Raw genomic sequence first — 15,294 nt, 5'->3', positions numbered from 1 at the left:
GCACAGGCTTGATCCGTGCAGAGGCTCTTGATCCGCGCAGCGGTGTCCGTGCGATGCGCTGTTTGGCCTAGTTAAGTGCAGCGCTCTGAACCGCAGCGTCATTTTCGCCCCGGTTCAGTACGGCCTGCCGTGGTCCAGACGGTCAGGACGCTGCGCCGCCCGCCGCCGCCCGCGGCTCATCCGCGCCGCTGCTGCACGAGCCTGCCTCGTCCTTCTCCATCCCGTCCCGGTAGAAGCAGTGCTGCGCCCGCCCGGCGCGTTTGGCCGCATAAAGCGCCAGATCCGCCTGGTTCAGCAGCTGCTGCGGGTCCGGAACCTTCTGCCAGGTCGACAGGGTGGTGCCCGCACTGGCAGAGATCCTGCAGGTCTGGGCGCCAAAGGGGATGGGTTCCTCCAGCTGCTGAATCAGCCGCTTGGCAATCGCCGCCAGCCGCGCGGTGTCCAGCACGCCTTCGAGGATCATCACAAACTCATCTCCGCCCACCCGGGCCACCGTGTCCGACTGGCGGGTGCATTCCACCATGATCCGCGCCGCCTGCTGCAGCACCGCATCGCCGGCGGCATGGCCCAGCGTGTCGTTCACCTGCTTGAAGAAATCCAGGTCCAGATGCATCAACGCAAATTCGCGGCCGCTGGCGATCAGCCGCCGCAGCACATGATCCATTGCCCGGCGGTTCTTGAGCCCGGTGAGGGTGTCGGTAAACGCCTGTTCCTCGGCGGCAATTTTCGCCCCTTGCAGGCGCAGGTTCAGCTGGCGCGACGCCTCCATCGCGGCGGATTTCGCCTCCACCAGATAGAGCATTTCGATGGTCAGGTCGGTGGGCGAGAAATCGGCGCTGGTCAGGTCGTAATCGCGCACCGCTTCCAGAACCGAGATCCCGAAGGACAGGTTGATGAATGCGCCCTGCCCGTCCGGCAGCGGCGTGCAAACCCCTTTCAGCCCGGTCTGCGGCGCATCGCGGAACTGCAAATGCAGCTTGCTGCCCGAGGTGCGCAGCAGATCATCCACTGAGCGCACAGAGCGCGGCCGCGACAGATCAAACACCCGGAAGAACCGGCGCCCCTCCCAGGTCAGCTGCGGGCGCAGCTTTTTCAGGGTCGGCCCGGCTGAGACAATCCGCCCCTTGGGATCGGCAATAACGTACATCGGGCAGACCACGCCGGCCATCTGCGTCAGTTGCTGGAGTGTCATCATAACGAGTGCGCCCCCAAATCAAATTCGCGCCCGGCGGCGAACTTGGTTTCCACCACGGTGATGGAAATCACCTCGGCGCCGCCCTGGGTGCCGCTGTGGTCCAGAAACACGAGGTCGCCGTAATCATCGGCCATCGCCCGCAGAACGCCCATCAGGACATAGGCATAGCCGGGCAGCCCCGGCTGGCACACCAGTTCGAACTGCTGCGGCGCCTGCTCCACCAGTTCCAGCCCGGGAAGATGCAGGTCCGATACCGCCAGCCGCGCCCGGTCCGGCAGGTCATCCAGCGAATGCAGGAACTCCACATAATTCACGCCGCCAAAGCGCAGCAGCCGTCTCAGCGCCTCCACCTGCGGGTTGGACACCAGGAAGGTGCCCATGTCCTCCAGCATTTCCGGCAGAGGGCGTGCCAGGACCTTTTCCATTGCCGCCAGCATCCGGCCCGATTGCTCATCCGTGTAAAACAGCATCGCTTCGAACTCGGTGAACCCGAGCCCGGCCTCTTCCATAACCTCTTCCCAGCGGTCCGCCCCGTAGGTACTGGTCACAAAAGCCTGAATCGCTCTGTTGATCAGACCGTGCATGCAATGGCCCCTCTTTGCCTATGCCGCAGTCTTGACGCCTGCTGGTTAAGAAAGGCCCAACAAAGCAAATTTAGGTGGTCTATCGCGTGCATTTTCCCCGGTTTTTTTGACTTCTGCACCCAGCCTGCCTTCTGCGCAGCAGACACCGGCGTCGTGCGGTTTGCGAGAGTATTGCGGCGGCAGGCCTGTGGCCGACCAAACCCGGCACAGCGCCCTCTCAGCCTGCTCGCAGACTCTGTTGCCTCTGTACTGGCCCGGCTGGCGCCCGGAGGCAAGAGCGCAGCCGGGAAAGCCCGCCAGACCGGCGGGATCTGTCCTGCTGCCCGCTGCCGAACCATCAAGCGGAGGGCTCGCGTTCTGCCGTTCGCCGCACAGATACCGGTTTCAGAAGTCGGTGGGCGCGCCGCCCTCGGACTTGCGGCGGGCAACAAAGTCCGCCAGTTCGTCGCGGATCGCGGGATCGATCGGCGGCTCCTCGAACTCGGCAATGATTTCCTTGAACAGCTTATGGGCGCGCTGCGCGGTCCAGGTGGCACCAGCCGCCTCCCAGGCCTCATAGTTGCGCCAATCGCTCAGGAATGGCTGATAGAAGGCTGTCGCATAGCGGTCCTGGGTGTGCTGAATGCCAAAGAAATGGCCGTCGTTGCCCACCTCCCGGATCGCATCCAGCGCGATCTCTTCCGGGCCGGTGGCCGTGATCTGCGGCTGCATGTAGCGCTCGATCTGCTGCAGGATTTCGCAATCCATGATGAACTTTTCCGGGCTGGCAATCAGTCCGCCCTCCAGCCAGCCGGCCGCGTGGTAGACCATGTTGGTGCCCGACTGCACCGCCGCCCACAGCGAATTCGAGGTCTCCCAGACCGCCTGCCCGTCCGGCACGTTGGCCGCGCAGACGCCCGATGAGCGCATCGGCAGCCCGTAAAACCGCGCCATCTGCCCGGTCATCTGGGTCGAGCGCATGTATTCCGGCGTGCCGAAGGCCGGCGCCCCCGATTTCATGTCAACGTTGGAGGTGAAGGTGCCGATCACGCAAGGCGTGCCGGGGCGCACGTATTGAAACAGCGCAATCGCACAGAGGCTCTCGGCAATCGACTGCGCCACGGCGCCCGCCATGGTCACCGGTGCCATCGCGCCGGCCAGGGTAAAGGGCGACACCACAATCGCCTGGCCGCGCCGCGCCAGCCGCAGGCAGCCGTCTATCATCGGGAAGTCGTGTTTCAGCGGCGAGGTGGAGTTGATGTTGGTGTACATATGCGGCTTGGCGTCGAATTCCTCATGGCTGAGGCCGCCCGCGATCCGCACCATCTCCATCACGTCCTCGACCCGTTCCTTGCCCAAGCTGTAGGCGTGCATCGCCTTGTCGGTCAGGGTCAGCTTGTCATAGAGCACGTCTAGGTGCCGGATCGAGGCATGGATGTCCACCGGCTCCACCGGGTAGCCGCCGGCAAAGTGAATGCAGTTGAAATACTGGGTCAGCTTCAGAAGGTTGCGGCACTGCTCGCGGTTGCCCGCCACCTTCTTGTTCAGCTCCATGTCCCAGTAATTCGGCGGCGAGGACACGTTGCCGAACAGGATGTGGTTGCCGCCCAGCGGAATGGCCCGGTCCGGGTTGCGCGGCGTGATCGAGAATTCGCGGGGCGCCTTGCCCACCATCTCCATCACGAAATCCCGATCCATTTTGACCAGCTCGCCCTCGACCTTGACGCCGGCCTGCTTGAAAATCTCCAGCGCTTCCGGGTTCAGGAACACCACGCCGATCTCTTCCAGGATGCGCATGGCACCCTCGTGGATCGCCTGGATGCCCTCCTCTGTCAAAGGCTCCGTCGGCCGGTCGATGTTGACCGGGATCTGCCAGGGCATTTGCTCCAGTGCCGCACTGCCGCGCCGGGCCGCTGCGCCTGCCCTGCCCCCGCCCCGCCGCTTGCGTGCGCCTGTCTCTGCCATGCCGGTCTCCCCTGAATCCGAGTTTCGCAAGTGCCGATAGCCATTCACTGTGCCAGTCCCGGCTGCCCGAACCTGTCAGTTCCCGACCACGGCTGTCGTTTTTTCACTGTAATCCGGCGGTACGGGATATTTCTGTACACTTATGCCCAGTCCGCCGCAAAAAAACCGGCGCACAGGAGCCGTGCGCCGGTAAAGCTGCCCTGACCATCTCAGGGCAGGAGAATCAGAAAAGGCTCAGCCGTCGATCCAGGCCGGGATATGGCCGATGTCGGGCAGCACGATATCGGCGTGCGGCGCCAGCTCTTCGCGCAGCGCCATGCCGGTCAGAACGCCGATCCGCCGCATCCCCGCTGCCGCGCCCGCTTCCAGATCGTGCAGGCTGTCTCCGACCATGGCGGTGCGCTCCGGCCGCACTCCAGTCACCCTGCAAAACGCCAGCAGCGGGTCCGGGTCCGGCTTGGCGCCATGACCGCTGTCGCAGCCCGCGACAAAGGCGAAGCGGTCCAGCACCCCGGCCCGCTCCAGCTGGCTCCTGGCGGAAAGCTCGGCATCGTTGGTCATCACCCCCAGCACCTTGCCGCGCGCCAGCAGCCCGTCGAGGAACTCCGCCAGCGGCACCGCGGGCGCCAGCTCCGCCTCCGCAGCGCTTCGGGCCAGGAACACCGTCAGTTCCTCGATCTCCATCTCCGCCACAAACGGCGCCAGCACCTCCGCCACCTCGTCGTTAGAGCAGGCAATCACCAGGCTGTCGGGGTTGAACGCCCGCCGTTCCAGATCATAGCTGATCACCTCGGCCATCGCTTCCAGAACCGCCCGGTCGCCCTTGGCAAGCGTCTCCAGCACTTGCGCCGCCCAGCCGTTCCAGGTGGCGGCAAAGTCGAACAGGGTTCCGTCCTTGTCGAACAGAAAAGCATCAACGGGCATGGCGGGTCCTCTCCTCCGCGGGATCTTGGCGGAACCCTAGGCACAGCCCCCGCCGATCTCAAGTCCAGTTCACCTGCGCCCCGCCCGGAAGCGACATCCGCGCCTGCAGCGGCATTTCATACGCCAGGCCGTGGGAATCGCAGAATTGCATCACCCAATTGTCGTCCATCGTTAAGAAATCGAGCACCGAGCCAAGGAATTCCGGCTCCGCCGCCCGCGCGCGCAGATCCGCCTCGCTGGCGCCAGTTGCGCCCAGAAACACCGGCAGCAGCTCATCATTTCCGGCCAGCCAGGCCAGGGCTTTCAGCGCCAGGGTCTCGGCGCCATCGGCGGAAATCCGCATGTTCTCCACACTCCTGCCGCATTGCGGCCAATTTAGTAAAAATCCGAAAGGGTTTCTTAACCAGTCTCAGCAAAACTTCCAGTCATAGGATTTGCAAGGGGCGAAAGGATACCGCGTGCAAGGCACTATCCTGGTCATCGACGGCGTCTCCACCAACCGCATCATGCTGAAGGTGCAGCTCGCGGCTGCCTACTACGATGTGGTCCAGGCCGGCGGCGTGGCCGAGGTGCTGCAGGCCGCCCGCCAGCACCGCCCCGACCTGGTGCTGACCGCGATGTCGCTGCCCGACGGCACCGCCGCCGATGTGAAACGCGAACTGGCCGCGGATGAGGCGCTGGCCGATCTGCCGGTGATCGCGGTTTCCGACTGGGAAGGCCACAAGGCCCGGCTGCAGGCGCTGGCCGCAGGCATCGACGATGTGCTGCAGCAGCCGGTGGACGACGTGATCCTGCAGGCCCGCATCCGCAGCCTGCTGCGCGCCCGCAGCGCCGATGAGGAGCTGAACCTGCAGCGCGACGCCTCGCACGGGTTCATTCTGCCGCTGAGCGACCGCTGCTGCGCCGAGGATCTGCGCAACGCCTCCGTTGCCTTGGTTGCGCAGGATCCGCGCACCGCAATGGCCTGGCGCGACCGCCTCTCCGCCTGCTTGCCCTACACCCTGCGCACCCATGCGATCAGCGATATCCAGGGGCTGATGCAGGCGCCGGTCGCCGATGCCATCATTATCGAACTGAACGAGGCTTCCGCCGGCCCCGGCCTGCGGCTGCTGGCCGATCTGCGCGCCCGCGCCGCCACCCGCCAGACGGTGGTGATCGCGGTGCCCAATCCGGCCGATCCGCAGATCGCCGCCGAAGCGCTGGACCGCGGCGCCCATGACGTGCTGCAGACCGGTTTCGATGTCGAGGAGCTGGAGCTGCGCCTCACCGCCCAGTTGCAGCACAAGGCCCGCAAGGACCGGCTGCGCGACAGCGTCCGCAACGGCTTGCGCGCCGCGGTGCTGGACCCGATGACCGGGCTTTACAACCGCCGCTATGCCAAGCCCTTCCTGGACCGGGTGGCGCATTCCGCCGCCGCCAATGGCGAGAAATTTGCCGTCATGCTGGCCGATCTCGACCATTTCAAGCGGATCAACGATGTCTACGGCCATCCGGCCGGCGATGCCGTGCTGATCGAGGCCGCCCGCCGCATGCAGCAGGTGCTGGGTCCGGCCGACCTGCTGGCCCGCGTCGGCGGCGAGGAGTTCATGGCCGTCCTGCCCGGCGCCAGCGAGGCGGAGGCCGGCATCGCCGCCGTCGCCCTGTGCAACGCGATCAACGGAACCCCGTTCCAGGTCCCCGGCGCCGCCGAACCGGTCAAGGTCACCATCAGCATCGGCGCCGTCATGGGTGGCGGCGGCAAGGAAGACAGCACCGCCGCGCTGGTCGAAAAGGCGGATCAGGCGCTCTACAACGCCAAGAACGCCGGCCGCAATCAGGTGACCCTGCCCCGCGAATGCACCGTCGCCGCCTGAGGCCGGCGCCTTTTGCAAATTCCGGCATTCACAACAAAGGCAGCCGCAACCGGCTGCCTTTCTGATGAGTAGCGATCTCCGATGCCTGCTGCACGCGGGTCAGTCCCGCCCGTGCCCTGCCCCGTGCCAGCGCTTGCCGCGCTGCTGCATCCGCTCTTCCATCCGGTCGGCAAAGGCGGCGCGCTCTTCCGGCGTCATCGCCTCCATCTTGCGCACCCAGGCGTCCTGCACCTTGGTGTGGAAGGCGTGGCGCGCCTCCGCCTGGCTGCGCAGCATGTCCCGCAGCGCTGCCGCGTCGAAACTGCTGTTGCGCAGCGCCGCGATCACCGCCTCACCCTCTGCATGGCGGCGCTCGAGGTAGCTGCCGTGATGCCCGCCTGCCTGCTGCCGCAGCGCCTTGCGGGTATCGCGGTCCAACTCGCGGAAAATCATCGCCCCGACCGACGGCGGCCGCTGCCAGTGCCGGTCTGAGCCGGAAAACCGCCAGGCCGCCCCGGCCGCGATGCCGATCACCGCCAGGTTCAGCGCCAGCGACGCCGCCAGCAAAAGCTTCAGCCACAGCTTCATTCCGGGTTTACCCTCCGCACTCATTGCAGGTCCTCGCTCAGCATCAGCGCCATGTCATAGCTGTCATCGGCAAACACGCTGCCGCTCTCCTCATAGCCCGCCAGCGCCACCGGGTCCGGCACAAAGGACGGCGGTGCCATCCCGATCCACAGGCCCGCCGCGCTGGCCGCCGCCAGCCCGCCCATCGCAGGCCAGCCGCCAATAGCATCGACCAGTTGCCGCCACTTCGGCTGCCGGGCCGTCTGCACAGGCCGCGCGGCGCTGAAGCCCGCTTGTGCGCGTGCCGCATCGGCCAGAATGGCAGCGTTCAGATGCGCCGGCATCCCGGGCCGCGCGCTGCGTGCCGCAGCAAACAGATCCTCCAGCTCCTCCAGTCGCTTGTCCGTGTCAGCCATCGCTATACCCCAACTCTTCGCGCCGCCCGGCCAAAGCCGCGGCCAGCGCCCGTTTTCCCCGGGCGGTCAGACTCTCGACCGCCTCGACGCTGATGTCCATGATCCCGGCGATTTCCGGGTTCGAAAGCTCTTCCAGGTGCCGCAGCACCACCGCTTGACGCTGCCGCTCCGGCAATTGCATCAGGGCGGCCTGCAGCGCATCCTGCCGCGCCCCCTCCTGCATCTGCTCCGCTGCCGAGCGGCCCGGGTCCGGCGGCTCCGGCACCGCGTCCAGATCCGCATGGCCGCCACGGGCGCGCCGCTTGCGGTCGATGCACAGGTTCATCGCCACCCGGTAGAGCCAGGTCGACACCTGCGCCTCCCCCGGCCGCCACTGCGGCGCCATCTTCCATAAGCGCAGCATCGCCTCCTGGGTCACATCCTCCGCGTCCGTGCGGTTGCCCATCACCCGCATCGCCACGCCAAAGACCCGCGGCCCCAGCCGCGCGGTCAGCTCCGCCGCCGCCCGCCCGTCGCCATTGGCATAGAGCACCATAAGCGCATCGTCGGAAGCCTCCTCCGCCGCTGCACTCATGGCATCCGGACCCCCGGCAGGGGTCCGGCGCCGTGATATTTCCGTCTTATGCAGCACGCGTCAGCGATCAGTTCTGCTCCGTATCATTCCCTTGACCGTAGCCTTGGCCGTGCATCCCGCCGCGATGCATCCGGGCATTCTCGAATTCCGCCTTGGAGATCCCGCCGCTGCCGTCGGCATCCATGCGGTCGAACATCTTGCCCGCCCGGCGCGGCTGCGGCATCTCTTCCTTAGTCAACGCGCCATCCTTGTCGGTGTCAAAGCGTTCCAGCATCTGCGCGGCCCGTTCATTGGCATGCTCCCGCGCCCGCGCCTGCATCTCCTCCAGCGTCAGCTTGCCGTCGCCATCGGTGTCAGCCTTGGCGAAATGCGCGTCCTTCATGGCCTCAATCTCGGCCTTGGTCACCTCGCCATTGCCGTCCGCGTCGATCTCCTCAAAGGACATCCGCGGCCCGTGGTGCCCAAATCCCTGCGCCAGGGCAGCGCCGCCTGCGGTCACGGCGGCGGCGGCAACGATCGCGGTCATGAACTTGACGTGTTTCATATCGTCTTTCCTTTGTCCTGCGGCAGCCTTTTGCTGCCTGATGCACAAGAGAAACGCGGCAGCCGCGCAAATCCGTCGCAACGGAGAGGATATTTTTTGCGCCCGGCACGTTGCGGCAAACCGGCGCAGAAATCGGGCTTTCCCCTTTCGCCCCCTCCTGAAGCGCGCAAAGATGCGGGCAGTACACAGGATATTTTCATGACCGAGTCCCCCGCCGTTACGGCCCATGACGCAGAGCACGACCGCCCCACCATGCCCGCCCTGGCCAAGGGCTGGCGCTGCAAATGCCCCAATTGCGGGCAAGGCAAGCTCTTGCATTCCTATCTGAAGGTGAACAGCAGCTGCAGCCACTGCGGCCTCGACCTGACCCACGCACGCGCCGATGACGGTCCGGCCTACCTCACGATCCTGATCGTCGGCCACATCATGGCGCCCTTGATGCATGTGGTCTATTTCTCCTGGCGGCCGGAGCCTTTGGTGATGTTCACCGTGTTCACGATTGGCTGCCTGGCGTCTTCGCTTTATCTTCTGCCGCGGATGAAGGGGATCGTCATCGCCTACCAATGGGCGCGGCGGATGCACGGGTTCGGCAAGGACACCGCGGCGGTAACAGGGCAGTAACAGCATGAGCGACACATTTCTTTCCGGCGAAACCACTACCGACAAGACTGCGGTCCGCAACGCGGCCACGGTCATTGCCATGCGCGGCCGGATGACCAGCGACCCGCAGGTGCTGATGGGCCAGCGCGGCGCCCAGGCCGCCTTCATGCCGAACAAATTCGTTTTCCCGGGCGGTGCGGTCGATGCCGAAGACGCGCAGATCCCGCTGGCATCGCCGATCTCCCCCGTCTGCCAGAAACGCCTGGCCGACAAGGCGACGGACGGTGTGCACCACGCCCTCAGCGTCGCCGCGGTGCGCGAGCTGTGGGAGGAAACCGGCCTGATCCTGGGCGAGCCCGGCAACTGGGCCGGAGACGTGCCCGAGGACTGGCAGAGCTTTGCCGCCACCGGCCATGTGCCCTCAGCCCGCGCCATGCAGTTCGTGTTTCGCGCCCTGACCCCGCCGGGCCGCCCGCGCCGCTTCGATGCGCGCTTCTTCCTGGTGGATGCCGATCAGATCACCGGCGATCTGGACGACTTCTCGCGCGCCGCGGATGAGCTGTCGCATCTGCAGTGGATCCCGCTCAGCCAGGTGCGCAGCTTTGACCTGCCCTTCATCACCGAAGTTGTGCTGGCCGAAGTCACCGCCCGCGTCCGCGACGCCGAGCCGCCGCAAAGCGTGCCCTACTTCCACAACAACGACGAGGCCAGCCTGTTCCTGCGCCTCAAAGGCTATCCGATGCCCGCGGACGGGTAACGTTTCCCGAGCCGGGATTATCGCATAATCCCGGCCGCCCGGCCGCAGGCGGCGCTGGTCAGATCGCCAGAACCAGCACCAGGATCGACACGATCAGCAGCCCCATGCCCGCCAGCTCGCGGCCCGTGACCTTCTCCTTGAAGAACAGCACCGAGGCCAGCAGCGACAGCAGCAGCTCCACCTGCCCCACCGCCTTCACGTAGGCGGCGTTTTGCAGCGTGAAGGCCCAGAACCAGCAGAACGATCCGCCCATGCTGGTCAGCCCCACCCAGACCGCCACCTTGCGCGCCGCCCAGACCCGGGCGATCTCGCCCCTGTCGCGCAGGCCCAGCCACGCGCCCATGAACAGCGTTTGCAAGGACACCACCGCAGCCAGCGTCACCGCCGCCCGGAACGCGGGCTCCAGATCGCCCAGCTGCAACGACGCGCCGCGGTAGCTGACCGCGGAAAAGGCAAACAGCACGCCGGATCCCAGCCCCAGCTGCGCCGCGCGGTTGGTCAGGTGCCGCCACCACGCGCCCGCCGCATCCGGCGCCCGCGACAGCACCAGCACCGCCGCCAGCCCGATCAGGATCGCGACCCAGCCGCCAAGGCTGACCGGATCGCCCAGCACCGCCAGCCCGACGATGGCGGTCTGGATGACTTCGGTCTTCTTGAAGGTGATCCCCACCGCAAAATTGCGCTGCTTGAACAGCGCCACCACACAAACCGTCGCAAGGATCTGCGCCGTGCCGCCAATCGCCGCATAAATCCAGAACGCAGGCGTCAGCGGCGGCAGCGTTTGGTCCGAGGCCGCCAGATACAGCGCCAGCCCCGCCAGGATGAAGGGAGCGGAATACAAAAACCGGGCGAAGGTGGCTCCGCCCGGCGACAGCGTCACGCTGCTCAGGACCTTTTGCAGCATGAAGCGCACGGTCTGAAAGCTGGCAGCGGCAATGGAAACGGGGATCCAGGCAAACATGCCTTTGCTTATGCGCTGTTACTCCCCCTGCTGCCAGAGCGGATGCGGCACCGGGTCCTTGGCGCGCAGCAGGTAGTTGCGGAAAATCTGCAGGTAGTTGCGGTAGAAATATCCGCCGTTTGCCTGCAGGAACTCCTCCCTGCGGGCGCGGTACAGCTGCGGCAGCGCGTACCAGGGCACGCCCGGATGCATGTGGTGCACGATATGCAGGTTGTTGTTCAGGAACAAAAGCGCCAGCGGCCCGGTATCCTCGATCACCACGGTGCGGCCCTGAGCAGTTTCATGCGCCCGGTGCTCCAGGAATGTGCGGATCTTCAAAAGCCCCAGCGCCATGTAGGCCCCCAGCACCGCCGCCCACAGCGGTGCTGGCGATTGCAGAACCACCCAGAGCACCGGGATCAGGCCGGCCGCGTGCAGCAGCCAGTCGCGCAGGACGCCGGGCGCCCCCTTGCGTGCCAGCCGCCAGTCAGCCGCCATAAAGCAGACCTGCCCCAGCAGCGGCCCCAGCAGCACCCGCCCCAGCAGCGTGTTGTTGATCCGCAATAGGGTCTTGCGCCAGGCCGGCAGACGCGCCCAAACGCCCGGATCCTGGAAATTGCTCTCCGGGTCGTCATATGGGTCGGTCAGCGCCTCATCCTCGTGATGCGCCAGATGGGTGTCGCGGAACCGGCCATAGGGCACCGCCAGGCTCAGAGGGAAGAACATCAGCGCCTCATTGAGCCAGCGGCGGCGGAACGGATGCCCGTGCAGCGCCTCGTGGGTCAGCGAGGAATGCAGCGCTGCCATCACGCCCAGCGCCAGAACGGTCAGCACCAGGCTGACGCCGGGCAGCAGCCACAGCGCCGCCAGCCAGCCGCCGTAGCAGGCCAGGATCAGCGCCAGGGTGCGCCACTCCGCCCCTTGCGGCAAATATCCGGTGCGGTGATCAGACATGGCGCCGCCCCCATTGGACCTGCGCCCAGACGCGCTCATACGCCAGGTAGACGGTGAACCCGATGCCGGTATTGATCAGCGCCATCGCCCCGCCCGCCTTGACAGAGCCTGTGGCCGCCAGTCCCACCAGCGTCATCGAGACCAGCCCGAGGACGTTCCAAATCACCGCCTTCACTATGGAGCGCTTGCGCGTTTCCATGTTGCCTCCTGTTACTTTTGGGTAAGTGCTTGTTTCCAAGGTACTCCCGCAGGAGGGTGTGCAGAATTCTGAATAGAGTTAACAAAATCCAACGAACGTGATATTTTCAAACACATGATAGAAAATATCGACAAACGTGTGCGAGCGGAACAATTCAGGCAGAGGCTGAACCGGGCGCTGAGCGAAAGCGGCCTCAGCCAAAGCGCCTTGGCCCGCGCGGTCGGCGTCGACCGCTCCACCATCTCGCAGCTGCTGACGGATGAGGGCGCGCGGCTCCCGAACGCGCATGTGGTCGGGGCGTGTGCCGGTGCGCTGGGGGTCTCTGCCGACTGGCTCCTCAGCCTCTCCGACCGGCCTGAAAGCGCGGCAGAGCTGCTGGCCTCCAGCCTCTCCCTCTCCGAGGCCCCCCGCGCTCTGGTGGATGAGCGGATCTTTGACTGGCACCAGGAGGCCGAGGGCTACAAGATCCGCCACGTGCCGGCTGCGCTGCCCGACATGCTGAAAACCCGCGCCTTGCTGGAATGGGAGTATTCGCCGCACCTGGGCCGCACGGCGGATCAGGCCATCGGCGCGTCAGAGGACCGGCTGACCTGGATGCGCCAGTCGCCCTCCGACTATGAAATCGCGCTGCCGCTTTATGAACTCGACAGCTTCGCGCACGGCGTGGGCTACTATGAAGGGCTGCCGCTGGAGGTGCGTCTGGAACAGCTCGCCCAGTTCGAACGGCTCTGCGAGCAGCTCTACCCGCGCCTGCGCATCTACCTGTTCGATGCCAAGCGGCTTTACTCCTCGCCGATCACCATCTTCGGCCCGCTTTTGTGCGTGTTTTACGCCGGCACCCATTACCTCGCCTTCCGCGACAAGGAACGGATCGCGACCTTCACCAGCCATTTCGACAATCTGGTGCGGGAGGCCGATATCACCGCGCGTCAGCTGCCGGGACGGCTCAGAGCGCTGAGGGCCGCTATCAGTTCCTGATGATTGGTCCGCCCGGCGGCACGCCGGGCAGCGCCTGCGCGTCACACCTTGGGATCCGGGTTCTCCGTATGGCCGTCCACGGCAATCACCTGCCCCGACACCAGCCGTGCCGCGTCCGAACCGAGGAACACCGCCATATTGGCAATATCGCTGGCCTCCACGAAACGCCCCATCGAAGTGCCCGCGGCGTAGCCCGCATAGACCTCGTCCCTTGTCATGCCCTTGGCCGCCGCCTCGCGCTCCAGCACGCCCTCCATCCGCGGTCCTTCCACCGCGCCGGGGCAGATCGCATTGGCGCGGATGCCAAAGGGGCCAAGCTCCATCGCCAGCGTTTTCATCAGCCCGATGACCGCCCATTTCGCCGAAGCATATGGCGCCCGGTTCGGATAGCCGTACTGCCCCGCGGTCGACGACGTGACGATGATGGACCCAGCCTGTGCCGCCTTCATCATCGGCGCCGCGTATTTGGCGGCCAGAAAGCAGCCCTCCAGATTGACGCTCACGCATCTGCGCCAGTCCTCCAGCGCGATGTCCTCGATCCTGGCGGTCGGCCCGGCGATGCCCGCATTGGCGCAGAGCACATCCAGCCCGCCCCAGACTTCAGCGATGTCGGCAAACAGCGCCTGCACGCCCGCCTCGTCGGTGGCATCCACCGCCGTAGCCCGCCAGCCCTCCGGCACATCCGCCAGGGCCACGGCACTCACATCCGTGACCCAGACCTGATGACCGGCGGCGGCAAAGCCCTCGGCCATGGCCCGGCCGATGCCGGAGCCGCCGGCGGTAATCAGAACCCGGCTCATGCCCCAGACCTCACCGCGGAGCGCCGATGGCGCGGCCCAGACCCTCCGGCGCGGGCAGCGCCGCATGAGCCTCGGCCAGCGTCACCAGATTGGCCTCGATATGCGGCGCAGGCGGGGCAGAGCGGCGGGTCGCAAGATCCACATGCAGCAGCATATGCTCGCCGGTCGCCAGCAGCCGCTCGCCCGAATACATCTCGTGCCACAGGTGCATCTTCTTGCCAGCGCCCATGATCACCCGGGTCCGCACCTGGATCAGGTCGCCCGCATGGACCTCGTCGATATGGCGGATATGGGTTTCGGCGGTGAAGTAGCTGCCGCCGTTGGCAATATACTCCGCATCGCAGCCGATGATCATCATCAGCCGGTCGGTGGACTGCGCGAAGGCATCCAGGTACCGGCTCTCTGTCATGTGGCCGTTGTAATCGGTCCAATCCAGCGGCACCACCCGGCTTTGGGTCAGCACCGGCCGGCTCAAGTCCTCGATTTCATCAATCGCGCGCACCAGCCCGGCCTCGCCCTCGCGGCCCCGGTCATGGGCGTTCTGCAGCGCGCCGGCGCCCCAGTCGTTACTGCCCAGCGCCCGCATCATGCCGACCAGGTTGTCGTCCCGGTGCCGCTCAAGCTCTCGGATCGAATACTGGCCGGATTGTTCATCCGACTGGCCCGCAATCAGGTCGACCAGTTCATCGGTGAACTCCGGCACATCCATCAGCTTGGTCCACGGCCAGCTGAGGCAAGGGCCGAACTGCGCCATGAAATGCTTCATGCCCGCTTCGCCGCCGGCCACCCGGTAGGTCTCGAACAGGCCCATTTGCGCCCAGCGGATGCCAAAGCCGTAGCGGATCGCGTTGTCGATCTCCTCGGTGGTGGCGATGCCGTCCTTCACCAGCCACAGCGCCTCGCGCCAGACGGCTTCAAGGAAACGGTCCGCCACATGGGCGTCGATCTCTTTCTTCAGATGCAGGGGATACATGCCAATGGCAGTAATGATCTCCTTGGCCCGGTCGATGACACCCGCCGGATTGGCTGCTGTCGTGACCAGCTCCACCAAGGGCAGCAGGTAGACCGGGTTGAAGGGATGCGCGACCACGATCTGGCCGGGGTTTTCGCGCCCGTCCTGCAGCTGCGACGGCTTGAAGCCCGAGGTGGAAGAGCCGATCACCGCATCCGGCGCGCAATGCGCCTGCAGCTCGGCATACACCTTCTGCTTCAGGTCCAGCCGCTCCGGCACGCTTTCCTGCACCCATTCGGCGCCGTCAACGGCTTCGGCAATGGTGGCATGGAAGGTCAGGCTGCCCTCCGCTGGCAGCGCCACGTTGCCCAGCCCCGGCAGCGAGCGGCGGGCATTGGCCAGCACCTCGCCGATCTTGCGCTCCGCTTCCGGGTCCGGGTCGAACACCCGCACGTTCCAGCCATTCAGAAGGAACCGCGCGGCCCAGCCGCCGCCAATAACCCCGCCGCCGATAATTGCCGCAGATTGCTCCAC

The 15,294-nt window shown here is 65.9% G+C and carries 18 protein-coding genes; 4 read left to right on the top strand and 14 right to left on the bottom strand.

Annotated features, from left to right (window positions below; all coding sequences use genetic code 11):
- Positions 1-142 precede the first annotated feature (142 nt).
- The 5 genes from DAEP_RS22375 to DAEP_RS0101665 form a co-directional block, all read right to left on the bottom strand.
- Complete coding sequence (locus tag DAEP_RS22375; RefSeq protein ID WP_008554749.1) at positions 143-1,195, bottom strand: GGDEF domain-containing protein; 1,053 nt, start codon at positions 1,193-1,195, stop codon at positions 143-145.
- Positions 1,192-1,779 carry a heme NO-binding domain-containing protein gene (locus DAEP_RS0101680; RefSeq protein ID WP_027243458.1) on the bottom strand — a complete coding sequence of 196 codons (588 nt, stop codon included), beginning with the start codon at positions 1,777-1,779 and terminating at the stop codon, positions 1,192-1,194. Before DAEP_RS0101680 ends, DAEP_RS22375 begins: the two co-directional genes overlap by 4 nt.
- A gap of 384 nt (positions 1,780-2,163) precedes the next feature.
- Complete coding sequence (locus DAEP_RS0101675; RefSeq protein ID WP_027243457.1) at positions 2,164-3,723, bottom strand: trimethylamine methyltransferase family protein; 1,560 nt, start codon at positions 3,721-3,723, stop codon at positions 2,164-2,166.
- 234 nt (positions 3,724-3,957) lie between these two features.
- Positions 3,958-4,647: an HAD family hydrolase gene (locus tag DAEP_RS0101670; protein WP_027243456.1), complete on the bottom strand. Its 690-nt coding sequence runs from the start codon at positions 4,645-4,647 to the stop codon at positions 3,958-3,960.
- 58 nt (positions 4,648-4,705) lie between these two features.
- Entirely contained in the window at positions 4,706-4,990 is a 285-nt protein-coding gene (locus DAEP_RS0101665) for a DUF3572 domain-containing protein (RefSeq protein WP_008553638.1), read from the bottom strand.
- Positions 4,991-5,105: 115 nt separating this feature from the next.
- Here DAEP_RS0101665 and DAEP_RS0101660 point away from each other — a divergent pair, with 115 nt between their 5' ends.
- The gene (locus tag DAEP_RS0101660) at positions 5,106-6,500 is read left to right on the top strand and encodes a diguanylate cyclase domain-containing protein (RefSeq protein ID WP_027243455.1); all 1,395 of its coding nucleotides are present in this window, start codon (positions 5,106-5,108) and stop codon (positions 6,498-6,500) included.
- A 99-nt stretch (positions 6,501-6,599) separates the two neighbouring features.
- Here the strand turns inward: DAEP_RS0101660 and DAEP_RS0101655 are convergent, their stop codons facing one another.
- The 4 genes from DAEP_RS0101655 to DAEP_RS0101640 form a co-directional block, all read right to left on the bottom strand.
- A complete protein-coding gene (locus DAEP_RS0101655; RefSeq protein ID WP_245595045.1) occupies positions 6,600-7,067 on the bottom strand; it encodes a periplasmic heavy metal sensor in 468 nt (155 codons plus the stop codon).
- Between the two features lie 20 nt (positions 7,068-7,087).
- Positions 7,088-7,462, bottom strand: a complete 375-nt coding sequence (locus DAEP_RS0101650) for a hypothetical protein (RefSeq protein WP_027243453.1) — start codon at positions 7,460-7,462, stop codon at positions 7,088-7,090.
- On the bottom strand, positions 7,455-8,036 hold the full coding sequence (locus DAEP_RS0101645) for an RNA polymerase sigma factor (protein WP_027243452.1): 582 nt from the start codon (positions 8,034-8,036) through the stop codon (positions 7,455-7,457). The genes DAEP_RS0101650 and DAEP_RS0101645 overlap by 8 nt, the downstream gene beginning before the upstream one ends.
- A gap of 67 nt (positions 8,037-8,103) precedes the next feature.
- Positions 8,104-8,580 carry an EF-hand domain-containing protein gene (locus DAEP_RS0101640; RefSeq protein ID WP_027243451.1) on the bottom strand — a complete coding sequence of 159 codons (477 nt, stop codon included), beginning with the start codon at positions 8,578-8,580 and terminating at the stop codon, positions 8,104-8,106.
- A 198-nt stretch (positions 8,581-8,778) separates the two neighbouring features.
- On the opposite strand from DAEP_RS0101640, the gene DAEP_RS0101635 reads away from it, so the two are divergent.
- On the top strand, positions 8,779-9,201 hold the full coding sequence (locus tag DAEP_RS0101635) for a DUF983 domain-containing protein (RefSeq protein ID WP_027243450.1): 423 nt from the start codon (positions 8,779-8,781) through the stop codon (positions 9,199-9,201).
- A gap of 4 nt (positions 9,202-9,205) precedes the next feature.
- On the top strand, positions 9,206-9,937 hold the full coding sequence (locus DAEP_RS0101630) for an NUDIX hydrolase (protein WP_027243449.1): 732 nt from the start codon (positions 9,206-9,208) through the stop codon (positions 9,935-9,937).
- 58 nt (positions 9,938-9,995) lie between these two features.
- On the opposite strand, the gene DAEP_RS0101625 is transcribed toward DAEP_RS0101630, so the two are convergent.
- The 3 genes from DAEP_RS0101625 to DAEP_RS0101615 are packed head-to-tail and all read right to left on the bottom strand — an operon-like array spanning position 9,996 to position 12,030.
- A complete protein-coding gene (locus tag DAEP_RS0101625; RefSeq protein ID WP_027243448.1) occupies positions 9,996-10,898 on the bottom strand; it encodes a DMT family transporter in 903 nt (300 codons plus the stop codon).
- 18 nt (positions 10,899-10,916) lie between these two features.
- Complete coding sequence (locus tag DAEP_RS0101620; RefSeq protein WP_027243447.1) at positions 10,917-11,831, bottom strand: fatty acid desaturase; 915 nt, start codon at positions 11,829-11,831, stop codon at positions 10,917-10,919.
- Complete coding sequence (locus DAEP_RS0101615) at positions 11,824-12,030, bottom strand: DUF2061 domain-containing protein (RefSeq protein ID WP_008557538.1); 207 nt, start codon at positions 12,028-12,030, stop codon at positions 11,824-11,826. Before DAEP_RS0101615 ends, DAEP_RS0101620 begins: the two co-directional genes overlap by 8 nt.
- 114 nt (positions 12,031-12,144) lie before the next feature.
- On the opposite strand from DAEP_RS0101615, the gene DAEP_RS0101610 reads away from it, so the two are divergent.
- Positions 12,145-13,008: a helix-turn-helix domain-containing protein gene (locus tag DAEP_RS0101610; RefSeq protein WP_008555448.1), complete on the top strand. Its 864-nt coding sequence runs from the start codon at positions 12,145-12,147 to the stop codon at positions 13,006-13,008.
- A 41-nt stretch (positions 13,009-13,049) separates the two neighbouring features.
- Here DAEP_RS0101610 and DAEP_RS0101605 read toward each other — a convergent pair whose 3' ends face one another.
- Complete coding sequence (locus tag DAEP_RS0101605) at positions 13,050-13,808, bottom strand: SDR family oxidoreductase (protein WP_027243446.1); 759 nt, start codon at positions 13,806-13,808, stop codon at positions 13,050-13,052.
- 10 nt (positions 13,809-13,818) lie between these two features.
- Positions 13,819-15,294, bottom strand: coding sequence for a carnitine 3-dehydrogenase (locus tag DAEP_RS0101600; RefSeq protein WP_027243445.1), 1,476 nt, complete (start codon positions 15,292-15,294; stop codon positions 13,819-13,821).

Origin of the sequence: Leisingera daeponensis DSM 23529 (assembly GCF_000473145.1) — a bacterium.
GTDB classification, from domain to species: domain Bacteria; phylum Pseudomonadota; class Alphaproteobacteria; order Rhodobacterales; family Rhodobacteraceae; genus Leisingera; species Leisingera daeponensis.
The sequence above is the reverse complement of the archived record's forward strand: the minus strand, read 5'-3'. Positions and strand labels throughout refer to the sequence as shown.